At 37.8% G+C, this 18,312-nt stretch carries 17 protein-coding genes; 7 read left to right on the top strand and 10 right to left on the bottom strand.

Translation table 11 applies throughout. The annotated features are described in order from the left end of the window. Position 1: 1 nt before the first annotated feature. Both ABXZ36_RS05875 and ABXZ36_RS05870 read right to left on the bottom strand, forming a co-directional pair. Positions 2 to 229: a DUF8828 family protein gene (locus ABXZ36_RS05875; protein ID WP_354614559.1), complete on the bottom strand. Its 228-nt coding sequence runs from the start codon at positions 227 to 229 to the stop codon at positions 2 to 4. Positions 230 to 245: 16 nt separating this feature from the next. Beyond that, on the bottom strand, positions 246 to 1,631 hold the full coding sequence (locus ABXZ36_RS05870; protein ID WP_354614558.1) for an MATE family efflux transporter: 1,386 nt from the start codon (positions 1,629 to 1,631) through the stop codon (positions 246 to 248). Positions 1,632 to 1,849: 218 nt separating this feature from the next. On the opposite strand from ABXZ36_RS05870, the gene ABXZ36_RS05865 reads away from it, so the two are divergent. Then, positions 1,850 to 4,345, top strand: coding sequence for a cation-translocating P-type ATPase (locus ABXZ36_RS05865; RefSeq protein WP_354614557.1), 2,496 nt, complete (start codon positions 1,850 to 1,852; stop codon positions 4,343 to 4,345). A 74-nt stretch (positions 4,346 to 4,419) separates the two neighbouring features. Here ABXZ36_RS05865 and mazG read toward each other — a convergent pair whose 3' ends face one another. After that, on the bottom strand, positions 4,420 to 5,193 hold the full coding sequence (gene mazG / locus ABXZ36_RS05860; protein ID WP_354614556.1) for a nucleoside triphosphate pyrophosphohydrolase: 774 nt from the start codon (positions 5,191 to 5,193) through the stop codon (positions 4,420 to 4,422). Between the two features lie 127 nt (positions 5,194 to 5,320). Between mazG and ABXZ36_RS05855 the strand changes: the two genes are divergently transcribed. Continuing rightward, positions 5,321 to 5,659 (top strand): hypothetical protein, encoded by a 339-nt coding sequence (locus ABXZ36_RS05855; protein WP_354614555.1) that lies wholly within the window; start codon positions 5,321 to 5,323, stop codon positions 5,657 to 5,659. Positions 5,660 to 5,736: 77 nt separating this feature from the next. On the opposite strand, the gene ABXZ36_RS05850 is transcribed toward ABXZ36_RS05855, so the two are convergent. Continuing rightward, positions 5,737 to 6,381, bottom strand: a complete 645-nt coding sequence (locus tag ABXZ36_RS05850) for an SDR family oxidoreductase (protein ID WP_354614554.1) — start codon at positions 6,379 to 6,381, stop codon at positions 5,737 to 5,739. Between the two features lie 191 nt (positions 6,382 to 6,572). Here ABXZ36_RS05850 and ABXZ36_RS05845 point away from each other — a divergent pair, with 191 nt between their 5' ends. From ABXZ36_RS05845 to ABXZ36_RS05835, 3 genes are all read left to right on the top strand, one after another. Further along, entirely contained in the window at positions 6,573 to 7,403 is an 831-nt protein-coding gene (locus tag ABXZ36_RS05845; protein WP_354614553.1) for a sulfurtransferase, read from the top strand. A gap of 224 nt (positions 7,404 to 7,627) precedes the next feature. Then, complete coding sequence (locus tag ABXZ36_RS05840) at positions 7,628 to 8,272, top strand: GDSL-type esterase/lipase family protein (protein ID WP_354614552.1); 645 nt, start codon at positions 7,628 to 7,630, stop codon at positions 8,270 to 8,272. A 27-nt stretch (positions 8,273 to 8,299) separates the two neighbouring features. Beyond that, positions 8,300 to 9,889, top strand: a complete 1,590-nt coding sequence (locus tag ABXZ36_RS05835; RefSeq protein WP_354614551.1) for a beta-N-acetylhexosaminidase — start codon at positions 8,300 to 8,302, stop codon at positions 9,887 to 9,889. Positions 9,890 to 9,982: 93 nt separating this feature from the next. Here the strand turns inward: ABXZ36_RS05835 and ABXZ36_RS05830 are convergent, their stop codons facing one another. The 5 genes from ABXZ36_RS05830 to ruvX form a co-directional block, all read right to left on the bottom strand. Continuing rightward, positions 9,983 to 13,399: an amidohydrolase family protein gene (locus tag ABXZ36_RS05830; protein WP_354614550.1), complete on the bottom strand. Its 3,417-nt coding sequence runs from the start codon at positions 13,397 to 13,399 to the stop codon at positions 9,983 to 9,985. Positions 13,400 to 13,510: 111 nt separating this feature from the next. Then, positions 13,511 to 13,936, bottom strand: coding sequence for a DUF5606 family protein (locus ABXZ36_RS05825; RefSeq protein ID WP_354614549.1), 426 nt, complete (start codon positions 13,934 to 13,936; stop codon positions 13,511 to 13,513). A 60-nt stretch (positions 13,937 to 13,996) separates the two neighbouring features. Then, positions 13,997 to 14,587: a peptide deformylase gene (def, locus tag ABXZ36_RS05820; RefSeq protein ID WP_354614548.1), complete on the bottom strand. Its 591-nt coding sequence runs from the start codon at positions 14,585 to 14,587 to the stop codon at positions 13,997 to 13,999. Positions 14,588 to 14,593: 6 nt separating this feature from the next. Next, on the bottom strand, positions 14,594 to 15,277 hold the full coding sequence (locus ABXZ36_RS05815; RefSeq protein WP_354614547.1) for a DUF1919 domain-containing protein: 684 nt from the start codon (positions 15,275 to 15,277) through the stop codon (positions 14,594 to 14,596). Further along, a complete protein-coding gene (gene ruvX / locus ABXZ36_RS05810) occupies positions 15,277 to 15,693 on the bottom strand; it encodes a Holliday junction resolvase RuvX (RefSeq protein WP_354614546.1) in 417 nt (138 codons plus the stop codon). The genes ABXZ36_RS05815 and ruvX overlap by 1 nt, the downstream gene beginning before the upstream one ends. A gap of 100 nt (positions 15,694 to 15,793) precedes the next feature. Between ruvX and ABXZ36_RS05805 the strand changes: the two genes are divergently transcribed. Beyond that, positions 15,794 to 16,609: a 2,3,4,5-tetrahydropyridine-2,6-dicarboxylate N-succinyltransferase gene (locus ABXZ36_RS05805; protein ID WP_354614545.1), complete on the top strand. Its 816-nt coding sequence runs from the start codon at positions 15,794 to 15,796 to the stop codon at positions 16,607 to 16,609. Between the two features lie 97 nt (positions 16,610 to 16,706). Continuing rightward, the gene (locus ABXZ36_RS05800; protein WP_354614544.1) at positions 16,707 to 17,501 is read left to right on the top strand and encodes a glycosyltransferase family 2 protein; all 795 of its coding nucleotides are present in this window, start codon (positions 16,707 to 16,709) and stop codon (positions 17,499 to 17,501) included. Here ABXZ36_RS05800 and ABXZ36_RS05795 read toward each other — a convergent pair. Continuing rightward, positions 17,480 to 18,301 carry a glycosyltransferase family 2 protein gene (locus ABXZ36_RS05795; RefSeq protein WP_354614543.1) on the bottom strand — a complete coding sequence of 274 codons (822 nt, stop codon included), beginning with the start codon at positions 18,299 to 18,301 and terminating at the stop codon, positions 17,480 to 17,482. The two genes, ABXZ36_RS05800 and ABXZ36_RS05795, sit on opposite strands and share 22 nt — an antisense overlap. Positions 18,302 to 18,312 lie beyond the last annotated feature (11 nt).

The raw sequence follows: 18,312 nt of genomic DNA, 5'->3' as shown, positions 1-18,312 counted from the left end.
ACTAGTCTACATATCTAGAAATTTCCCTATCATAAAAAGCAGTAGCCTGCTCTATTAAGGTTTCCGCCTCAGCTTCCAAGTCTTGTTCATCTTCTTTGGTAAAATCCTCTAACCACTCTACTTCATCATCTTCCAAATTGATGATAAATCTAGGATACTCTGTATGAATAACAAATATGGCAGATGGGTAATCAGTATTGTCACCCAGTAAAAATTTAGGAAAATCCATAGTTTATATAGTTTATCTAATTAATCGATTTTAGTGTATTACCTAGCAACTTTTTGGTCATATAGTTAAATCGAATATACAACATTATTGCAGAGGCAGTTAAGCCCGCCAACAGTCCAATCCATATCCCAGTGCTCCGCAACGGCGTATACAATCCCAAGTATAAACTAACGGGAAAGCCTATAATCCAATAAGCGATAAACGTGATAATCGTGGGGATCTTTACATCCTGTAGACCGCGCAATGCGCCCAACACAACCACCTGTAATCCGTCTGAAATCTGAAAAAATGCCGCCACAAATATGAGCTCTGCAGCCATTATGATCACCTCGGTATTATCCGCGCTGTTGGCAAGATCATTGACATCCAAATACATAGTTGGTAGCCAATCTTTGAACAAAAGGAACAAGGCCGCAAAAACGATTTCCAATAAAAATGTCAAAAAGAAGATGGAAATGGCTATCCGCCTAAGATCCTGAAAATTCCTCAATCCCTTTTGGTTGGCAACACGTATCATGGCCGCCACTCCAAGTCCTATCCCTACCATAAACGTCATACTTGATAAATTCAACGCAATTTGATTGGCAGCCTGTGAATTTTTTCCCAATACACCACTCAACCAGATGGCGGCTGTAAAAATGGCCACTTCAAAGAACATCTGTAGGGCAGATGGAAACCCAAGGTCTATAATTTTTTTCATGACTTTTTTTTCCAGGTTCCTGAAGTTAAATCCCGTAACATAATCATGAAATTTCTTTTTATTTTTTAGTAGTAACCATATATAAATGACCATGATGATTCTCGATATCAAAGTTCCCAAGGCCGCACCAACGATTCCCATTTTTGGAAAACCAAAAGAACCAAAAATCAATAAATAGTTAAGTATAATATTCAAGATATTAGCAATTACCGCTGCATACATTGGATATTTGGTCTGTGAAAGCCCTTCAGAAAATTGTTTGAAGGCTTGAAAAATAATCAACGGAACTAAAGAAAAGGCTACCAAATCCAAATAGGGCATGGACAATTCAACAACTTCTGGCGGCTGCTCCATCAAATACATCAGCGGTTTTGACAACATGATCAATCCAAATAAGGACAACCCCAATCCAGTGCAAAGTACCAATCCGTGTTTTAAGGCACTCTTTCCAACTTCTTTATTTCCAGCCCCATCTGCTTCTGCGACCAGAGGAGTAATAGCCGTAGAAAATCCGATTCCTAGCGACATAGCGATAAAAATAAAGCTATTGCCCAAAGAGACTGCGGCCAACTCTGCAGTACCTAACTGGCCCACCATAATATTATCCGCAAAGGCTACGAACGTATGTCCCAGCATCCCTAAAATAACTGGGTAGGACAACTGTAAATTATAGCGAAATTCTTTAGTGTACTGCTTAAACAAAGCCTCATTTTAAAAGTGCAAATATAGAAGTTACCATTGTTTTCTTCCTAAGAAATCTAATATATAATTGTAGCGCTCAGATATACTTCTGGATTACCATACACAAAATTTCATTTATCAATCTACTGCGCTGCCCTATTTAATTTAAGATTCACCAAAACTGCCATAATTTGATTAATTTAGGAAGACTTAACGGCAAAAACACTAATTAAACTTAAATGTCCATTGATAATTTTGAGATTAAAGGTTTAACTGATGAACAAGTACTCCAATCAAGGGCATCTTATGGACAGAACAAATTAGTTTTCAAAAAAGAAAATAGATTTATCGACGCCTTAAAAGGCCTCGCCAAAGAACCAATGGTGATTTTACTTTTGGTCGCCTCTATAATTTACTTTGTCAGCGGAGATTATGGGGATGGGATTTTCTTAGCTATTGCCATCGTGATGGTAGCCTCCATTTCCCTTTATCAGGACTCTAGAAGTCGTGATGCCCTTAAAAAACTTAAAGATTTTACCCAACCACATTCCAAGGTCTACAGAAATGGGGAAGTCCTAGAGATTAAGAGTGAGGAACTTGTTATTGGGGACAGCCTTATTGTAGATGAGGGAAGTACTATTCCGGCAGATGGCACCATCATACATTCCAACGATTTTTCGGTAAATGAATCCATTCTTACTGGAGAATCCTTATCCGTATACAAAGATGCTACAAAAGAAGATAATGACATTTATCTAGGCACCACAGTGGCTAGCGGTTTGGCAATAGCTACTATTACCGCCATAGGGAACAAAACTGTTCTTGGTAAAATCGGAAAAAGCATTGAGGATATTGAAAGTGAGAAGACCCCACTTGAGCTACAAATAGGGAATTTCGTAAAAAAAATGGTTTTCTGGGGCGCTCTCGTTTTCTTGGTCGTTTGGGGTATCAACTATATTGAGTCGTTCGACCTTCTTGACAGTTTACTTAAAGCGCTGACCCTTGCCATGAGTATTTTGCCCGAGGAGATTCCTGTGGCCTTTACCACGTTTATGGCCTTGGGTGCTTGGCGGTTAATGAAGTTGGGAGTTGTGGTCAAACAAATGAAAACGGTAGAATCTCTGGGGAGTGCCACGGTAATCTGTACTGATAAAACGGGTACCATCACCCAAAATAAAATGAGTTTGGCCCGCCTCTATATTTTAGATTCAGGAAAAATCTCCAATCCAGAACAAGAATTATCTACAGAAGAAAAGGAATTGATAAGGCTTGCCATGTGGGCCAGTGAACCCATTCCATTTGATCCTATGGAGTTGGCGTTGCATGAATCTTATGCTCAAAACTTTGCTGTGGACGAAAGGCCAGACTACAATATGGTTCATGAGTATCCCTTAGGGGGCCAGCCACCCTTGATGACTCATCTTTTTGAGAATGCGTCTGGGAAGCGTATCATAGCGGCTAAAGGTGCCCCTGAAGCTTTTATACACATATCCAACCTTAACGATCTTCAAAAAAATACTATTTCTAAAACCATTGGTGAATTGGCAAAAAATGGCTATCGTATCCTAGGTGTCGCAGAGGCTAAATTTAATGGAGACAATTATCCGATGAGACAACAGGAATTCAAATTCCACTACAAGGGGCTCGTAGCCTTTTACGATCCTCCTAAAGAAAATATAGCTTCGGTTTTTGAACATTTTCACGAAGCAGGGATTACCGTGAAAATAGTAACAGGCGATAATGCAGAGACTACTGAGGCTATTGCCAAACAGGTCAACTTTAGAGGATATGAAAAAAGCATTTCCGGAGAAGAGTTAATGAAATTAAAGGATGATGAATTACAGGAGTGTGTAAAGGAAACACAAATTTTCACCCGTATGTTTCCTGATGCTAAAATGCGAATCATAAATGCATTAAAAGCTAACAATGAGGTTGTGGTAATGACCGGTGATGGTGTCAACGACGGCCCTGCCTTAAAAGCTGCACATATTGGGGTGGCCATGGGAAATAAAGGGTCTGAAATCGCAAAACAAGCTGCCTCCCTTATATTGGTCGATGATGACCTTGCCAAGATGGTGGATGCCATTGCGATGGGAAGAAAAATTTATACTAACCTAAAAAAGGCAATTCAGTATGTGATTTCAATTCACATCCCGATTATACTTACAGTTTTTATTCCTTTGGCCCTTGGCTGGTTGTATCCCAACATCTTCACCCCTGTTCATGTGATACTCTTAGAATTGATAATGGGCCCCACTTGTTCCATTATCTATGAAAATGAACCTATGGAAAAAAATACCATGATTCAAAAACCACGGCCTTTTTCAAAAACCTTTTTTAGTTGGAGGGAATTAATGACAAGTGTTATTCAGGGGTTGGCGATTACGGCAGGGACCTTGTCGGTATACCAATTAGCCGTCTCCTATCATTTAAATGAAAATACAACTAGAGCTATGGTCTTCACTACCTTGATATCCGCCAACATTTTCCTAACCTTGGTGAACAGATCTTTTTACTTTTCGGCCCTTACCACTTTGAAATACAAGAATAATTTAGTGGGACTTATCATTGGCGTTACCATAGCGCTTACTGGTGTCTTGCTATATATTGATCCCTTTACCACATTTTTTCAATTTGAAAGTCTCACCAGCAATGAGTTATGGACCAGTATTGGAATTGGGTTTATATCCGTGATATGGTATGAACTGGTAAAGGGGATCAAACGAGTCCTTTAGGGGGTTATGTTATAATTTAAAGATATCATTGGACGTATAACCATCTTGATGAATTACCTCAGCTACATCTAGTTTCATAGTTTTTTAGCCTCCTCCCAAAAAACATCCATTTCAGCAAGGGTCATATCTTTTAGTGCCTTTCCCTGTTCTTTGGCCTTCTCTTCCAAATATTGAAATCTTTTAATGAATTTTTTATTGGTACGTTCCAATGCATTTTCAGGATTAATATTCAAGAACCTAGCATAATTCACCATGGAAAATAACACATCCCCAAATTCGGCTTCCATAGCATCGGTATTTCCTGCTCTTACCTCATCTTGGAATTCTCCCAACTCCTCTTGGACTTTTTCCCAAACCTGTTCTGGTTTTTCCCAATCAAAACCCACTCCGGCAACTTTGTCCTGAATACGGTTAGATTTAACCAAGGCAGGAAGACTAGTGGGTACGCCTTCCAAAACACTTTTTTTACCCTCTTTTAATTTGATCCGTTCCCAATTCTGCTTTACTTCTTCCTCATTGGCGACCACTACATCCCCATATATATGAGGGTGCCTGTTAATCAACTTTTCACAGATATTATTGGCCACATCTGCCATATCGAAAGAATTGGACTCACTTCCAATCTTAGCGTAAAAAACAATATGCAATAAGACATCCCCCAGCTCCTTTTTTACTTCTTCAAGGTCATTATCCAAAATGGCATCACCTAATTCATAGGTTTCCTCAATGGTAAGGTGCCTCAACGTTTGCATTGTTTGCTTTTGGTCCCATGGACATTTAGCTCGAAGCTCGTCCATAATGGTCAATAAACGGTCAAAGGCTTGTAATTGGGAGGCTCTCGAATTCATAAAACTAATTTTTGTAAAAATACAAATCTGACCTAAAAGCCATATATGATTTATATGTTATTTTAGTGGAAGATAATTCAGTGAATGACAACGAATACAACAATTTCATTGAAATAAAGGTAATCCCATGAGAAAGGAAAATATGCTTCTAGCCATTAGAATAAGCCATACTCTGATCTGGCTATTTTTTGTGATCATAATTTTCTATGTCCTTTATTCTGGAATTACCAATACCATAAATGTCCTTACTTGGATCTGTATAGGGCTGGTGATCGGCGAGGGCATTGTATTACTGATTTTTAAAATGTACTGTCCTTTGACAATTTTAGCTAGAAAACACTCCGATTCCAAAAAAGATAATTTTGATATTTTTCTCCCAAATTGGTTGGCCAAATACAACAAAGTAATATTTACCACACTATTTATTATTGGCTTGGGGTTAGTATTAATTCGCATCCTATTTTAGAAACATGGATATCAAAAAAAATCCCCCAAGAACGTTATCTTAGGAGGGATTTTCCAACTAACTCAATCTTTATAAACTTATTCGGCCTCAGCAACAGATACTGTTTTAATTGCCTCTCCTATGAGAGTTTCACCTTCCAATATTTCGAAAGTGGTGGCATTGGCCCTAGTATCATGTAGTACCCTTACCAAAGTCTGAGCTACATCTTGACGACTTATATCCCCTTTTTTATCCAAGCTTTTGGCTAAATCTATCTTGCCTATTCCTTTTTCATTCTTCAAAGATCCTGGTCTCACAATAGTATAATTCAGACCACTGTGCCTTAAGTGTTCATCAGCATTTTTCTTAGCTTGCAAATAATCTTGTAACGTATCGGCTTTCTCTGGTTGGTCTGCACCAATAGAGCTCAGCATGATAAATTTTTTGACATGTGCCATTATAGCTACATCAATAAGTCTTTTTGCTCCCTCTTGGTCTACTTCAACTACTTTTTTACCACCAGAACCCGCAGCAAATATTACTTTGTCTATATCTTCCATGGTATGCACCAAATCTTTCTCTAAATCGGCCAATATAGTTTTAACCCCCATACTTTCAAATTGTTCCATTTGGTCTTTCTTACGGACCATCGCAATAGGTCTAAAATATTGTGATTCTTTTAAAAGGTTTACTATTAATTTTCCTGTGGTACCATTGGCACCTGCTATCAATACATTTTCCATACTTAAAGATAATTGATAAGGTATAAGGACCCAAATTTGCAAGCTTGTTTAACGCGCTATTAACCCATAAAGCCTTGCTTTAACAAGAAATTATGTTTTGTACAAACAGAACTAAATATTGACAAACTAAATGACAAGGATAAAACCATAAAGGTCCAGAAAATTCTTATTTTAGTGCAAAAGAAAGCAACATGATATCACCTCTAGTCTCCACGGATTGGTTGAAAAGTCACCTAAACGATCCTAATCTGATTATTTTGGATGCGAGTATGTCCGAAAACAAATCTGGTAAGAGCTCTAACTTGGGAGATGTTCAAATTATAAATGCCCGATTTTTTGATTTGAAAAATTCATTTTCAGATAAGGGAAACAGCCTTCCCAATATGTTGCCCGAAGAAGCTTCTTTTACAGCTGCTTGCCAAGATCTAGGAATCAATGCAGATAGCCTTATTATTGTTTGTGATAATTTGGGTGTTTATTCTAGTCCTAGGGTGTGGTGGATGTTCAAAGCTATGGGCCATGAAAGTGTTGCCGTACTAGATGGAGGACTACCCAAATGGATAGAACAGGGATTTCCAACCGAGCCTATTCAGAAATCAACGTATTCTAAAGGAACATTTAGCGCTAAGTTTAGACCTAGCATGGTGAAGAACGCAGCGCAAATTTTAAAAAATATTGATCAAAACGTAGCTTTAGTGATAGATGCTCGATCTGCTGGCCGTTTTTGTGGTATAGAACCAGAACCAAGAAAAGATCTCAAGGGGGGACATATCCCTGGTTCTTTAAACCTCCCCTTTACCGAAGTGCTTAAAGATGGACAATTTCTCCCAAAGGAAGATTTAAAACTAATTTTTGAGAATTTACAATTGAAAGACCGTTCCCTAGTATTCACCTGTGGTTCCGGTCTTACAGCTTGTATTATTCTCCTCGCTAGCCAATTGGTTCAAAAAAACACAACAGCGGTCTACGACGGCTCCTGGACGGAATGGGGCCAACTAAATGATGTTCCTATCGCAACATGAAACAAGCCCCGGTTAATTCCATGCTAGTTTAAAATAATATGTCTATATGCTACCATCGGACAGTTGGCTTAAACTATTCTACGAAAGTTCCGTTGCAGAAGGCTTGGGACAAACAAATATAAAACATTGACAAATAGATAAGTACCTCTTAAAATACCTATAACAATGAATCGAATAATTTGATACTTTTATGCTATAAAAAACCAACTAATTTAAATTTTGCTTTGAAATATATAATTTTCTGTACATTTTTATTTCTGTTTTTTGGTCATGCCCAGCAAAGTGGTCCCTTCCAAGATGAAGTGATATCCATTCAAAAAAAATATGACAGACTTTGGGATCCCTCCAAAACAACCTTTGTTTTTACTGGTAGTTCTAGTATACGCATGTGGACTAATATTAATGATGCCTTTCCAGAATATCAAGTCATAAATTCTGGCTTCGGAGGGTCCAAGTCATCAGACTTATTGCTTTACACTAACGAACTTATCCTTAAATATAAACCCAAAAAAGTATTTATCTACGAAGGGGACAATGATATAGTGGCTAAAGTACAAACAAAGGATATCCTTAAAAACACTAGGGCTATTATTGATCGTATCAAAGCTAATGATCCCAAAACGGAAATTATTTTGATTTCTGCCAAACCAAGTATAGCCCGGTGGCGCCAAAGAAATAAATACAAAAAATTGAACCGAGGGTTTGAACAACTAAGCAAAAGAGATTACACAATTAGGTATGCCAATGTTTGGGATGCTATGTTAAACAAAAATAAGGTTAGACGCGACATTTTTTTAAGAGACGGTCTCCATATGAATTCCAAGGGATACGACCTATGGCTTTCCGTTATCATGGAACATGTTAAATAATCCATAATCTGAACAACACTTAATTCTATGATCAAATCATACTTGACCAAATCCCTTTTATTGCTTTTAGGTACTATTACCCTAGTTGCTTGTCAGGAAAAAAAAGTAAAACATAGTATACAATTTCCTAATACTGATCTGGCATCGGAAAATATGATTCCCAAGCCCTTCAAAATTATACCGACCAATGGTGCATTTGGTCTGGACAAACATACAGCCATCTTCACCTCTCAAAATTCAATCGGATTTCCAGAAGTTGGTAAATTTCTGTCCGATAAAATTAAAGAAAAAATCAATCTTTCAGTACCTGTGAATGAGTCGGTCTCAGAAACTGTAGAACGTATTATTTATATTAACCAATCCGATAATTTGGACCTGGCAAGCAATGAATCCTATCAATTGTATATCACCAAAGATTCTGTGATTATAAATTCCAAAACGGCAGAAGGTGCCTTCAGAGGTATACAGACCCTGAGGCAAATTATACCTGAAACTAGTAATGATACACTAACAAATCACAAAATGTGGTTAATCCCTACGGGGAAAATATGGGACCATCCAAATTATGCTTATAGGGGAGCCATGCTAGATGTAGCAAGACATTTTTTTGGCGTTGAGGATGTGAAAAAATATTTGGACCTTTTGGCCTATTATAAAATAAATGTTCTGCATTTGCATCTTTCTGATGATCAAGGATGGCGAATTGAAATAAAATCATGGCCGAAATTGACAGAGGTTGGTGGAAAAAGTGAAGTAGGTGGCGGTGAGGGTGGCTTTTACACCCAAGATGATTATAAAGATCTTGTAAGCTATGCCGCAGTACGTCATATTACAATTGTCCCAGAAATTGATATGCCAGGCCACACCAATGCGGCTTCGGTCTCGTATCCTATCTTAAACGGGAATGGAAAAGCACTTAAACCTTACTCTGGAACACATGTTGGCTTTAGCACTTTTGATGCTAGAAAAGATACTGTCTACGCCTTTATAGATGATGTCATCAGGGAGATTTCGGAAATGACTCCAGGACCCTATTTTCATATAGGAGGTGATGAGAGCCATGTTACCAAAAAAAGAGATTATATCCTTTTTGTGGATAAAGTAGAAAAGATCGTACAAAAATATGGGAAGAAAATGATCGGATGGGATGAGATTGCACAGTCTGATATAGATTCAACAACCATAGGACAACATTGGAGCAATGAATCAAATGCACTATCTGCCATAAAAAAAGGGAGTAAAATTATTTTATCTCCTGCCAAAAAAGTGTATTTAGACATGCAATACGATACGCTTTCAAAATTTGGACTGCACTGGGCTGCATATATCCCCGTTGATAGCGCATACCAATGGAACCCTGATAAGTACCTTAAAGGAATAGGTTCAAAAGATATTCTTGGCATTGAAGCCCCTTTATGGTCGGAAACCATAAGTACAATGGAAGAATTGGAATATTTGGCCTTCCCAAGAATTATTGGGTATTCAGAATTGGGTTGGACCACTGAAGAAAATAGGGATTGGGAAAATTATAGGGTACGCTTGGGTAACCAAGCCCCTTTTTTAGATCAAATGAACGTAAAGTATTATCCATCTCCAAAAATTGACTGGAAAAATTAGCAGCGAACCAATAAAGAAAAAAGATTAGATTGATGCTTATACTATAAAAAAAGCCCTCATGAACGAGGGCTTTTTTATGAATATATACTTCCACTATTTTTCAATACCAGGTATTCCTATTGGCTTTTTGGTCTGCCAATCAAACACTTCAGCCTTTTTTTCTATTGGCCAAACTTCGTCCAAATTATTGGCGTTGTACACTTTGCCATTTTTTACAACATGCTCCATCGAATTGGTATTTCTGATATCCTCCAATGGATTTTTTGACAGGATTAGAATATCTGCCAACTTTCCTGTTTCAAGTGTTCCTAAATCTCCATCTAACCCTAAAGCCGTAGCACCTAGAATCGTTGCCACCTTAAGGGCTTCATGATTTTTCATTCCTCCACTTGCCACGGACCATAGTTCCCAATGGTATCCCAAACCTTGCAACTGACCATGGCTTCCAATTCCTGCCAATCCTCCTGCAGCTACAAGATCTTTCATAAATTCGGCATGTTTTTTAAAGACGTGTTCTTCTTCCATAAACCATCCCGGTCTTCTCCTCGATTTACTAGCTAACTCTTCATAAGGGGTAAAATATTGAAGCTTTTGGTCATCCCAAACATCTTCGGTGGCATAGTAGTAATTTTCTGCCCAAGGTCCTCCATAGGAAACTAATAAGGTTGGTGTTACAGCCATTTTAGAATCAGCTATGGTCTTTACGACATCTTGGTAAATGGGATAAATGGGCAGAGAATGTTCGTGTCCAGGATATCCGTCCAATAATTGGGTCATGTTTAACTTAAAATCAAGGCCACCCTCTGTTGTCGGCATCAATTGAAGCTCTTTAGCTGCCATGATGATCCATTGGCGCTGCTGCCTATTGCCTACTAGGTACATTTTAATACTCTTCGTATTGTAGTACTCACTGTACTGTCTTAAAACATCTTTGGCATGCTCTAAGCTTTCAATTTGATAAGACCAGTAACCCACCCCTGGTCCTGTGCTGTACACCCTCGGTCCGTGAAGCACTCCAGCTTCTACCATATCGGAATACGTTAGTACGTCTGTGGTTGCTGTTTGAGGATCTCTTGTCGTAGTTACCCCGTACGCAAGGTTGGCTGAATACATCCAAACCTGACTTTTATGGACATTCCAATTGGGCCACATATGAGCATGGGTATCCACAAAACCAGGGGTTAGGGTTTTACCGGTAACGTCTATGATTTTTGTTCCGGAAGGAACAGCAAAACTTCCTGAAGCCCCAATCTGTTTTATGCGATTGTTTTCAACTAGAATATCCCCATTTTCAATGACCTCATCCCCTTTCATGGTAATAATTCGTCCGCCCTTCAATAATAAAGTCCCTTTAGGAATATCCTTTTTGTAAGAAACCTTGATTTTATATTCTTTAGCCTTAAATTTTGGATCCTTCTTAGCGTCTTCCCCTTTTGCTTTATCAACCTTGGTTGAATCCTCTTTCTTTTCAAGATCCTTTAATTCTTTTTCCTTTTTTTTGGAAGCTGCAAGACTATCATTAAACTTTTTCCCTGCTTCAAGATCATATACAAAATGACTGGCTCCCAAAGACCAATGTGCCATTTTACTATCAGAACTCCAGACGGGAAATTCTCCTCCCATAACAGTAAGTTTCATAGCTGGAAAGGCTGCCTCCTGGGGTTTTGCAACCGATATTGAAGGAGTTTTTCCATATCTAGGAATGATTACTGAATAGATGTCATTGTTAATTTTCGCCAGAGCGGTGGTACCATCTGGAGATATAAGAATTTGAGCAGCTTTTGAAGCCTTATCCTCTGCTCTCCACCCCTCCTCTGAGGCAGGCATAATGGATGGAAGATAATGGTCTTCATTGTGATCCTTTCCAAAGACATCGGAGGAGCCGTAGGTCTCAATTCCCTTTAACTCCAAATGGGATTTTTCATCTGAACCATCCCAACGTATGGATATCAATCCTTTTTTACTGTCAAATAAATAGATACGATCATCTACTTTTGTGAAATGCGGATACGTACGGTCTTTAGATTTATCTATAAAATTAATATTCCCGCCAGCCGATGAAATCCAGACCAAATCTTCTTGGGCACTATCTGAAAAAGTGCTAATGGCATCATCATAATTTTGAGCCGATCCACTATTGAATGCAATCCTATTGGAATTATACGACCAAGATGGATTGGTATAAATACCGGGTTCTTTCGTTAATTGTTCAACTTTAATACGACCATCCAAATTGGCTTTATAAAGGTGACCGCCTCCAGTGCTCCAAGTTGTAAAGACTAGGTGTTTTCCATCGGGTGACCAGGATGGCTGGGCTTCTGTAAAATCATTACTTGTAATCCTTTTAGGCGTTCCATTGGCCAAATCCATAATATAAAGTCTATTGAGGGCTGTAAAAGCTAATCTACTGCCATCCGGTGAAGGTTTGGCATCCCTGATTTGGGTGACCATGGCTTCTGCTGTATCTTCAATAGGATATTTAAATTCCAATCTTGGACCAAGATCCAACTTCACGTCTACTTGAAAAGGGATTTCTTTTGCTACATTATTTTCCAAGGAAATAGCGTAGATTTTACCGCCATAGGAGGCAATCAAATTCTTACTATCTGGAGTAAAAGACATAGCAGGTAAAACTCCTAAAGGCGCAATGGATTCCTGTTCATCACGTTGTACAGGATAGGCTAACCATTGCTCCTCCCCTGATTTAAGATTTCTAAGTACCAGGCCGGTTTCCTCTTCGAATCTTGTACCATAAACCATCCACTGCCCATTATCGGATAAGGTTGGTGTAAATGCAGAACCATATCTAGAGGATATCGTAGCAACATCCCCATCAACCATGTCATACGTTCCAATCTGATATTGAGGTAATTGTGCGTTGTAGTTCCATGCATTTTTACGTTGTGAAAAGTACACCAACTTACCGTCTGCCGCTATGGCCGGGTCTATGGTCTTTAGTTCTTTAGGTTCAGAAATCAACTCGTTTCCTTTGCCACCGTCCTTATGATAAATATGTAATTTAGGATTTCTCCTGCCTTTAGACCCTATGATATATTGTCCGTCTGGAGTCCATTCTGCTGCAAAGAAATTTTCCTTTTTTTCTTTACTCAGCTGCGTATCTTTTTTAGTGGCAATATCCATGGTCCAAATATTATCTGATCCACTTTTGTCCGAAATGAAAACCAAAGACTTTCCATCCGGACTAAATCTAGGATGAACGTCGTATGCCAATCCTTTGGTTATGACCGAGGCCTTACCACCTGTAATGGGCATTAGATAAATATCGCCCATAAGATCAAAAACGATCGACTTGCCATCTGGACTGACATCTAAGGAAATCCATGTTCCTTTATCGGTTGTAAAGGAGATTGTACGTTCAGGCTCCAAGGGAAGCTCTTTAGTAGCCTTCTTAAGTGTATCATTCTCTGAATTTGTTTGTTGGGCATTCCCATAAAAAAGGCCTAAAAATAGTAGTAATGCTGCAAAGTGATAATTGAATCGGAATCCCATTGAGTATAGGTTAAAAAATTAGTCGCCTAAAGATAATTAATAATTCCATGATTATACCCGACAAAAAAAGCCTTCTTAAATGAAGGCTTCATATTTAATTAAAAGGATGATTTACTTCTTTTCCTTGGTCTCTTCCTTTTCCTGCTTTGCTGCAAAATCTGTAATACCTTGCTCAAGCAAGATATTGTACCATTGGACCACTTTTTTAATATCGCTCATATACACGCGGTCTTCATCATAATTAGGCAATACTTCAAAGAAATATTCTTCTAATTTTAACTTATCATCCTTATGTCCAACAGAGGTCATTCCACCATCTTCCTTTTTTTGGATATTTTGAAAAACTTCTCTTAAAGGCACTTCCTCTTCAAGAGTATATATGGCTATTTCAGAAAGCACACTGACATTATTTTTAAAACCAACCGTAATCTTCTTGCCATCCAATAACGATTCGGCAACAAATCCAGATCGGGTTTGCGTCAACAATTTATAAAGTCCTGGTTTTCCTCCTATGGATAAAATTTTATCTAAACTCATTTCCTACTTTTAAATTTGTGGGGACAAATATTATACTTTTACTCTAATAAATGAATTACTTTAACGTGCTTTTTTCAAATCAGGGAAGCGCATTCTATAATCAACATTGATTTTTCCTTTAGAAATATTGGCTAATCTACTTTTAATCAAGCGTTTTTTTAAGGACGATAATTTATCGGTGAACAAAATTCCTTCAATGTGATCATACTCATGCTGAATAACACGGGCCAACAAGCCGTTATACGTTTCTTCATGAGACTTGAAATTTTCATCCAAAAAACGTATTTTTATAGTATCTTTTCGGACTACATCTTCCCTTACATCAGGAATACTAAGACATCCTTCATTGAATGCCCATTCCTTGCCAGTTTCTTCTAAGATCTTGGCATTTATAAAAACCCGCTTAAAATCCTTTAATTGTATTTGTTCCTGTGCCGTTAAATCTTCATCATCCGCAAAAGGCATTGCGTCCACCATAAATATTCGTATAGACAGCCCTATTTGGGGAGCCGCCAACCCCACCCCATGGGCATGGTACATGGTTTCCCACATATTATCTATCAAGGTTGATAGACCGGGGTACTCTTTATCAATATCAGTCCCCACTTTTCTTAAAACGGGATCGCCATAGGCTACAATCGGTAAAATCATGTATTCTTAATCTTTAAATCTTGTTCTGTATATCTTTCCAGTATTCAACCACGCCACAACATCTAAATAAAGGAACGTTAATTTGAAAAGCTTTTTCCCATTAGGCACAGTGGTCGTGGTGGCATTCTTATCGGTATATAATTTTATATGTCGCTCCTCCTTTCCTTCTAAAAAGTCATTACGACCAAAAGAAAGTTTATGTTTAAAGGGTAGGGCGTAAAATTCATTTAAATGTTCATTTGATAGACCTCGCCAACTGCATATAGAGAAATAATAATTATCAATATCCTTGTTTTCAAACATTCGTTCCTTTCTTCTGCTCCACTTATCCCATGCCTCATCTTTATCCGCATAATGCTTGAAATGAATTTCAACATCATCCAAAACCCCAATCGGATAATTTGTAGGGTATTTCGAATATCTAGATTCTTCAATGAATTTAAGTTCAATATTCATGTAATAATCAAAGTTTTTAAGAATTTTGATGTAACATGGCGTATAAATAAACAATCCTACAAAGGGCGTGTTATAGGGTAATTTTAACCACTGATAAATTTGGCCTCCCCAACAATTACGGCTAATGATTACAAAATCCTTTTTCTTCAGCCTTGCAATATCCCTAGCACTATAAAAGCCCTCAAAGTACTGTTGAGCCTTCCTTTTGATCCATATTTCAAAGTCTACCAACATTAATAAGTAGTTTTTTGTAGGTATGCCTGCAAAATAATAGTTGCACTTATTTCGTCTACTAAAGCCTTGTTCTTTCGTTGCTTTTTCTTTAATCCACTATCTATCATGGTTTGAAACGCCATTTTTGAAGTGAATCTTTCATCATGTCTAACAACAGGGATTTCTGGAAAAGCTACGGTTAATTTAAGAAGAAAAGGTTTGATGAGAGCTTCTGATTCCGATGGGGTATTGTCCATTTGTTTTGGTTCACCAACGACAAACTTTTCTACCTTTTCCTTCTGAACATAATTTTTTAGAAAGTCCAACAATCTTTTCGTTTCAACGGTTTCTAAACCGGAGGCAATAAGCTGTAGCTCATCCGTGACTGCTATACCTGTTCTTACCTTTCCAAAATCCAATGCAACTATCCGAGCCACAGTAATATTTTTGGCAAAAATAAGCATAAAATGTTATAACTATAAATTTGGAAGGTTTATTACCACCTAGCGTTTATATTTGTTTCAAAATTGATCTAAAATGACAGAATTAAGACATATCATAGAGAAAGCTTGGGATGACCGAGAATTACTGAAAGACGAAAAGACCCAGGCAACCATAAGACAGATTATCGATTTGATAGATAACGGTAAACTCCGTTGTGCGGAGCCAACGGCGGATGGGTGGCAGATTAACGAATGGGTAAAAAAAGCTGTGGTGCTTTACTTTCCCATTCAAAAAATGGAAACTTTTGAGGTCGGTATTTTTGAATATCACGATAAGATGCCACTTAAAAAGGGATATGCAGAAAAAGGCATCCGGGTAGTACCAAATGCGGTTGCTCGCCATGGAGCCTATATTTCAGCGGGGACCATATTAATGCCGAGTTATGTTAACATTGGTGCTTACGTAGATGAAGGCACTATGGTTGATACATGGGCCACCGTGGGTAGTTGCGCCCAAATTGGAAAAAACGTTCATTTGAGTGGAGGAGTAGGTATTGGAGGCGTACTGGAACCGCTACAGGCAGCACCTGTTATTATAGAGGATAATGCATTCATAGGCTCTCGTTGCATAGTTGTAGAAGGAGTTCGTGTGGGTACTGAAGCCGTACTTGGCGCGAATGTGGTACTAACGGCATCCACAAAGATCATTGACGTCACCGGAGATATCCCTGTAGAGCGCAAAGGCTATGTGCCTGCAAGGTCCGTTGTTATCCCAGGAAGTTATACCAAAAAATTTCCTGCCGGGGAATATCAAGTGCCTTGTGCTTTAATCATTGGTCAAAGAAAAGAGAGTACCAATAAGAAAACTTCTTTGAACGAAGCTTTAAGGGAGTACAGTGTAGCTGTATAGAAAATTGTAAGAATTTTATAACATTATATAATTTTTCCTTCTTTTTTTTGTTATACTTTTGTGAGAACATTGAAGTTTTATTACGTTATCAACTTTTATGAGTAGTCCAAAAGAAAAAATCACCGCATTAATTATAACATACAATGAGATTGGATACATCGAAAAATGTGTCCAATCCGTTGAATTTGCTGATGAAATTATTGTGGTAGACTCATTTAGTAACGATGGCACTTATGAATATCTATGTGATCACCCGAAGATTAAGGTGATTCAAAATCCTTTTGAAAACTTTACCGCTCAAAAAACATTTACCCTTAAACAAGCCACTAACGATTGGGTACTTTTTTTAGATGCCGATGAATTTGTAACAACCAATTTGCAAAAGGAAATAATCGACACTGTAAATAGCGAGAGTGAGCATGTAGCTTTTTGGTTTTACAGAAAGTTTATGTTTCAGAATAATCCATTACATTTTAGCGGATGGCAAACGGATAAAAACTACAGATTGTTCCGAAAAAGTAAAACTCAATTTTCGGATAAGAAAATTGTACATGAAACCCTAGATGTTGAAGGAACCTCTGGTATTTTAAAGGAGCAACTGATTCACTATTGTTATAAAAATTACGAGGATTATAAAAGTAAAATGCTCAAATATGGCCGATTAAAAGCCAAAGAGGGATTTTATAAAGAAAAGAAATTTAATTATTTTCTTTTAATCCTAAAACCTACTTGGAAATTCTTTAACCATTATATTATCCGCTTAGGTATTTTGGATGGTAAAAAGGGAATCATCATCTGTTATCTAAATGCACTTGGAGATTATGAACGCTACAAGGAGTTGAAGCAGTTAGAAAAAAAAAATGAGCTGGCTTACTTCTTGATTATGCCATAAGATGTCCAGTGACTTCTCTTCTTTTTAATCTCTTTCCGAATGGCTACATTTTTGGCTATTGACTCTGGTGTTTTATAACCCCTCTTATGGTCCAAATGAACACATACAGCGCTGTATCTTAACTGCTTAGACCTCATCCCTAGATTAAACAATCGCTCCCCCAGCTCTCGGTCCTGCCCCCCATACTGCATTCGCTCATCAAAACCGTTGACTTCTAAAATATCCTCTTTCCATCCAGAGGAATTATGACCATTCCAACTTGCATTAGTAGGAGTAAGTTTGTTAAACAATTTTGAGACCAATCCTTTAGCGGTAAGTTTATTGTTTTTAAAGGTCTTTGATATGCCCTTGGATTTCAACCAATGAATGTTAAAACAGTTTTGCTTATCTATATCCTCCTTACTTATTATTTTGGAGATATTCATTGGCAACATATAATACCCTCCCGATATAAAAAAGCCATCGGCCTTATTGATATAATGTACTTCCACAAAATCTTCACGGGGAATACAATCACCATCAGTCATGATAATATATTCTGTAATACATGCCACCACGGCTTTATTCAATATTCTGGACTTTTGAAATCCGTCATCCTCTTGCCATATGTGTACAATGGGGTAAAAAACTTCTTTTCCCATTTGCTCGATTAATTCTTTGGTTTTAGGTCCAGAGCCGTCATCCGCGATAACCACCTCAAAGTCCTTAAAGGTCTGACAATTAAAACCCCATAAGACTTTTCTGAGCCAATCCTCGGAATTATAGGTGCTTACAATTATAGAAATCTTAGGCTTAATCATTAAAAATGGTA

Origin of the sequence: Sediminicola arcticus (assembly GCF_040566695.1) — a bacterium.
GTDB lineage: Bacteria > Bacteroidota > Bacteroidia > Flavobacteriales > Flavobacteriaceae > Sediminicola > Sediminicola arcticus.
The sequence above is the reverse complement of the archived record's forward strand: the minus strand, read 5'-3'. Positions and strand labels throughout refer to the sequence as shown.

Excerpts from the sequence above, each read along its gene's own strand:
- ABXZ36_RS05875 (WP_354614559.1), bottom strand. The coding sequence starts at position 229 with ATGGATTTTCCTAAATTTTTACTGGGTGACAATACTGATTACCCATCT.
- mazG (WP_354614556.1), bottom strand. The coding sequence starts at position 5,193 with ATGAATTCGAGAGCCTCCCAATTACAAGCCTTTGACCGTTTATTGACC.
- ABXZ36_RS05835 (WP_354614551.1), top strand. The coding sequence starts at position 8,300 with ATGATCAAATCATACTTGACCAAATCCCTTTTATTGCTTTTAGGTACT.
- ABXZ36_RS05850 (WP_354614554.1), bottom strand. The coding sequence starts at position 6,381 with ATGGAAAATGTATTGATAGCAGGTGCCAATGGTACCACAGGAAAATTA.
- ABXZ36_RS05805 (WP_354614545.1), top strand. The coding sequence starts at position 15,794 with ATGACAGAATTAAGACATATCATAGAGAAAGCTTGGGATGACCGAGAA.
- ABXZ36_RS05865 (WP_354614557.1), top strand. The coding sequence starts at position 1,850 with ATGTCCATTGATAATTTTGAGATTAAAGGTTTAACTGATGAACAAGTA.
- ABXZ36_RS05800 (WP_354614544.1), top strand. The coding sequence starts at position 16,707 with ATGAGTAGTCCAAAAGAAAAAATCACCGCATTAATTATAACATACAAT.
- def (WP_354614548.1), bottom strand. The coding sequence starts at position 14,587 with ATGATTTTACCGATTGTAGCCTATGGCGATCCCGTTTTAAGAAAAGTG.
- ABXZ36_RS05815 (WP_354614547.1), bottom strand. The coding sequence starts at position 15,277 with ATGTTGGTAGACTTTGAAATATGGATCAAAAGGAAGGCTCAACAGTAC.
- ABXZ36_RS05795 (WP_354614543.1), bottom strand. The coding sequence starts at position 18,301 with ATGATTAAGCCTAAGATTTCTATAATTGTAAGCACCTATAATTCCGAG.
- ABXZ36_RS05845 (WP_354614553.1), top strand. The coding sequence starts at position 6,573 with ATGATATCACCTCTAGTCTCCACGGATTGGTTGAAAAGTCACCTAAAC.
- ABXZ36_RS05830 (WP_354614550.1), bottom strand. The coding sequence starts at position 13,399 with ATGGGATTCCGATTCAATTATCACTTTGCAGCATTACTACTATTTTTA.
- ABXZ36_RS05855 (WP_354614555.1), top strand. The coding sequence starts at position 5,321 with ATGAGAAAGGAAAATATGCTTCTAGCCATTAGAATAAGCCATACTCTG.
- ABXZ36_RS05825 (WP_354614549.1), bottom strand. The coding sequence starts at position 13,936 with ATGAGTTTAGATAAAATTTTATCCATAGGAGGAAAACCAGGACTTTAT.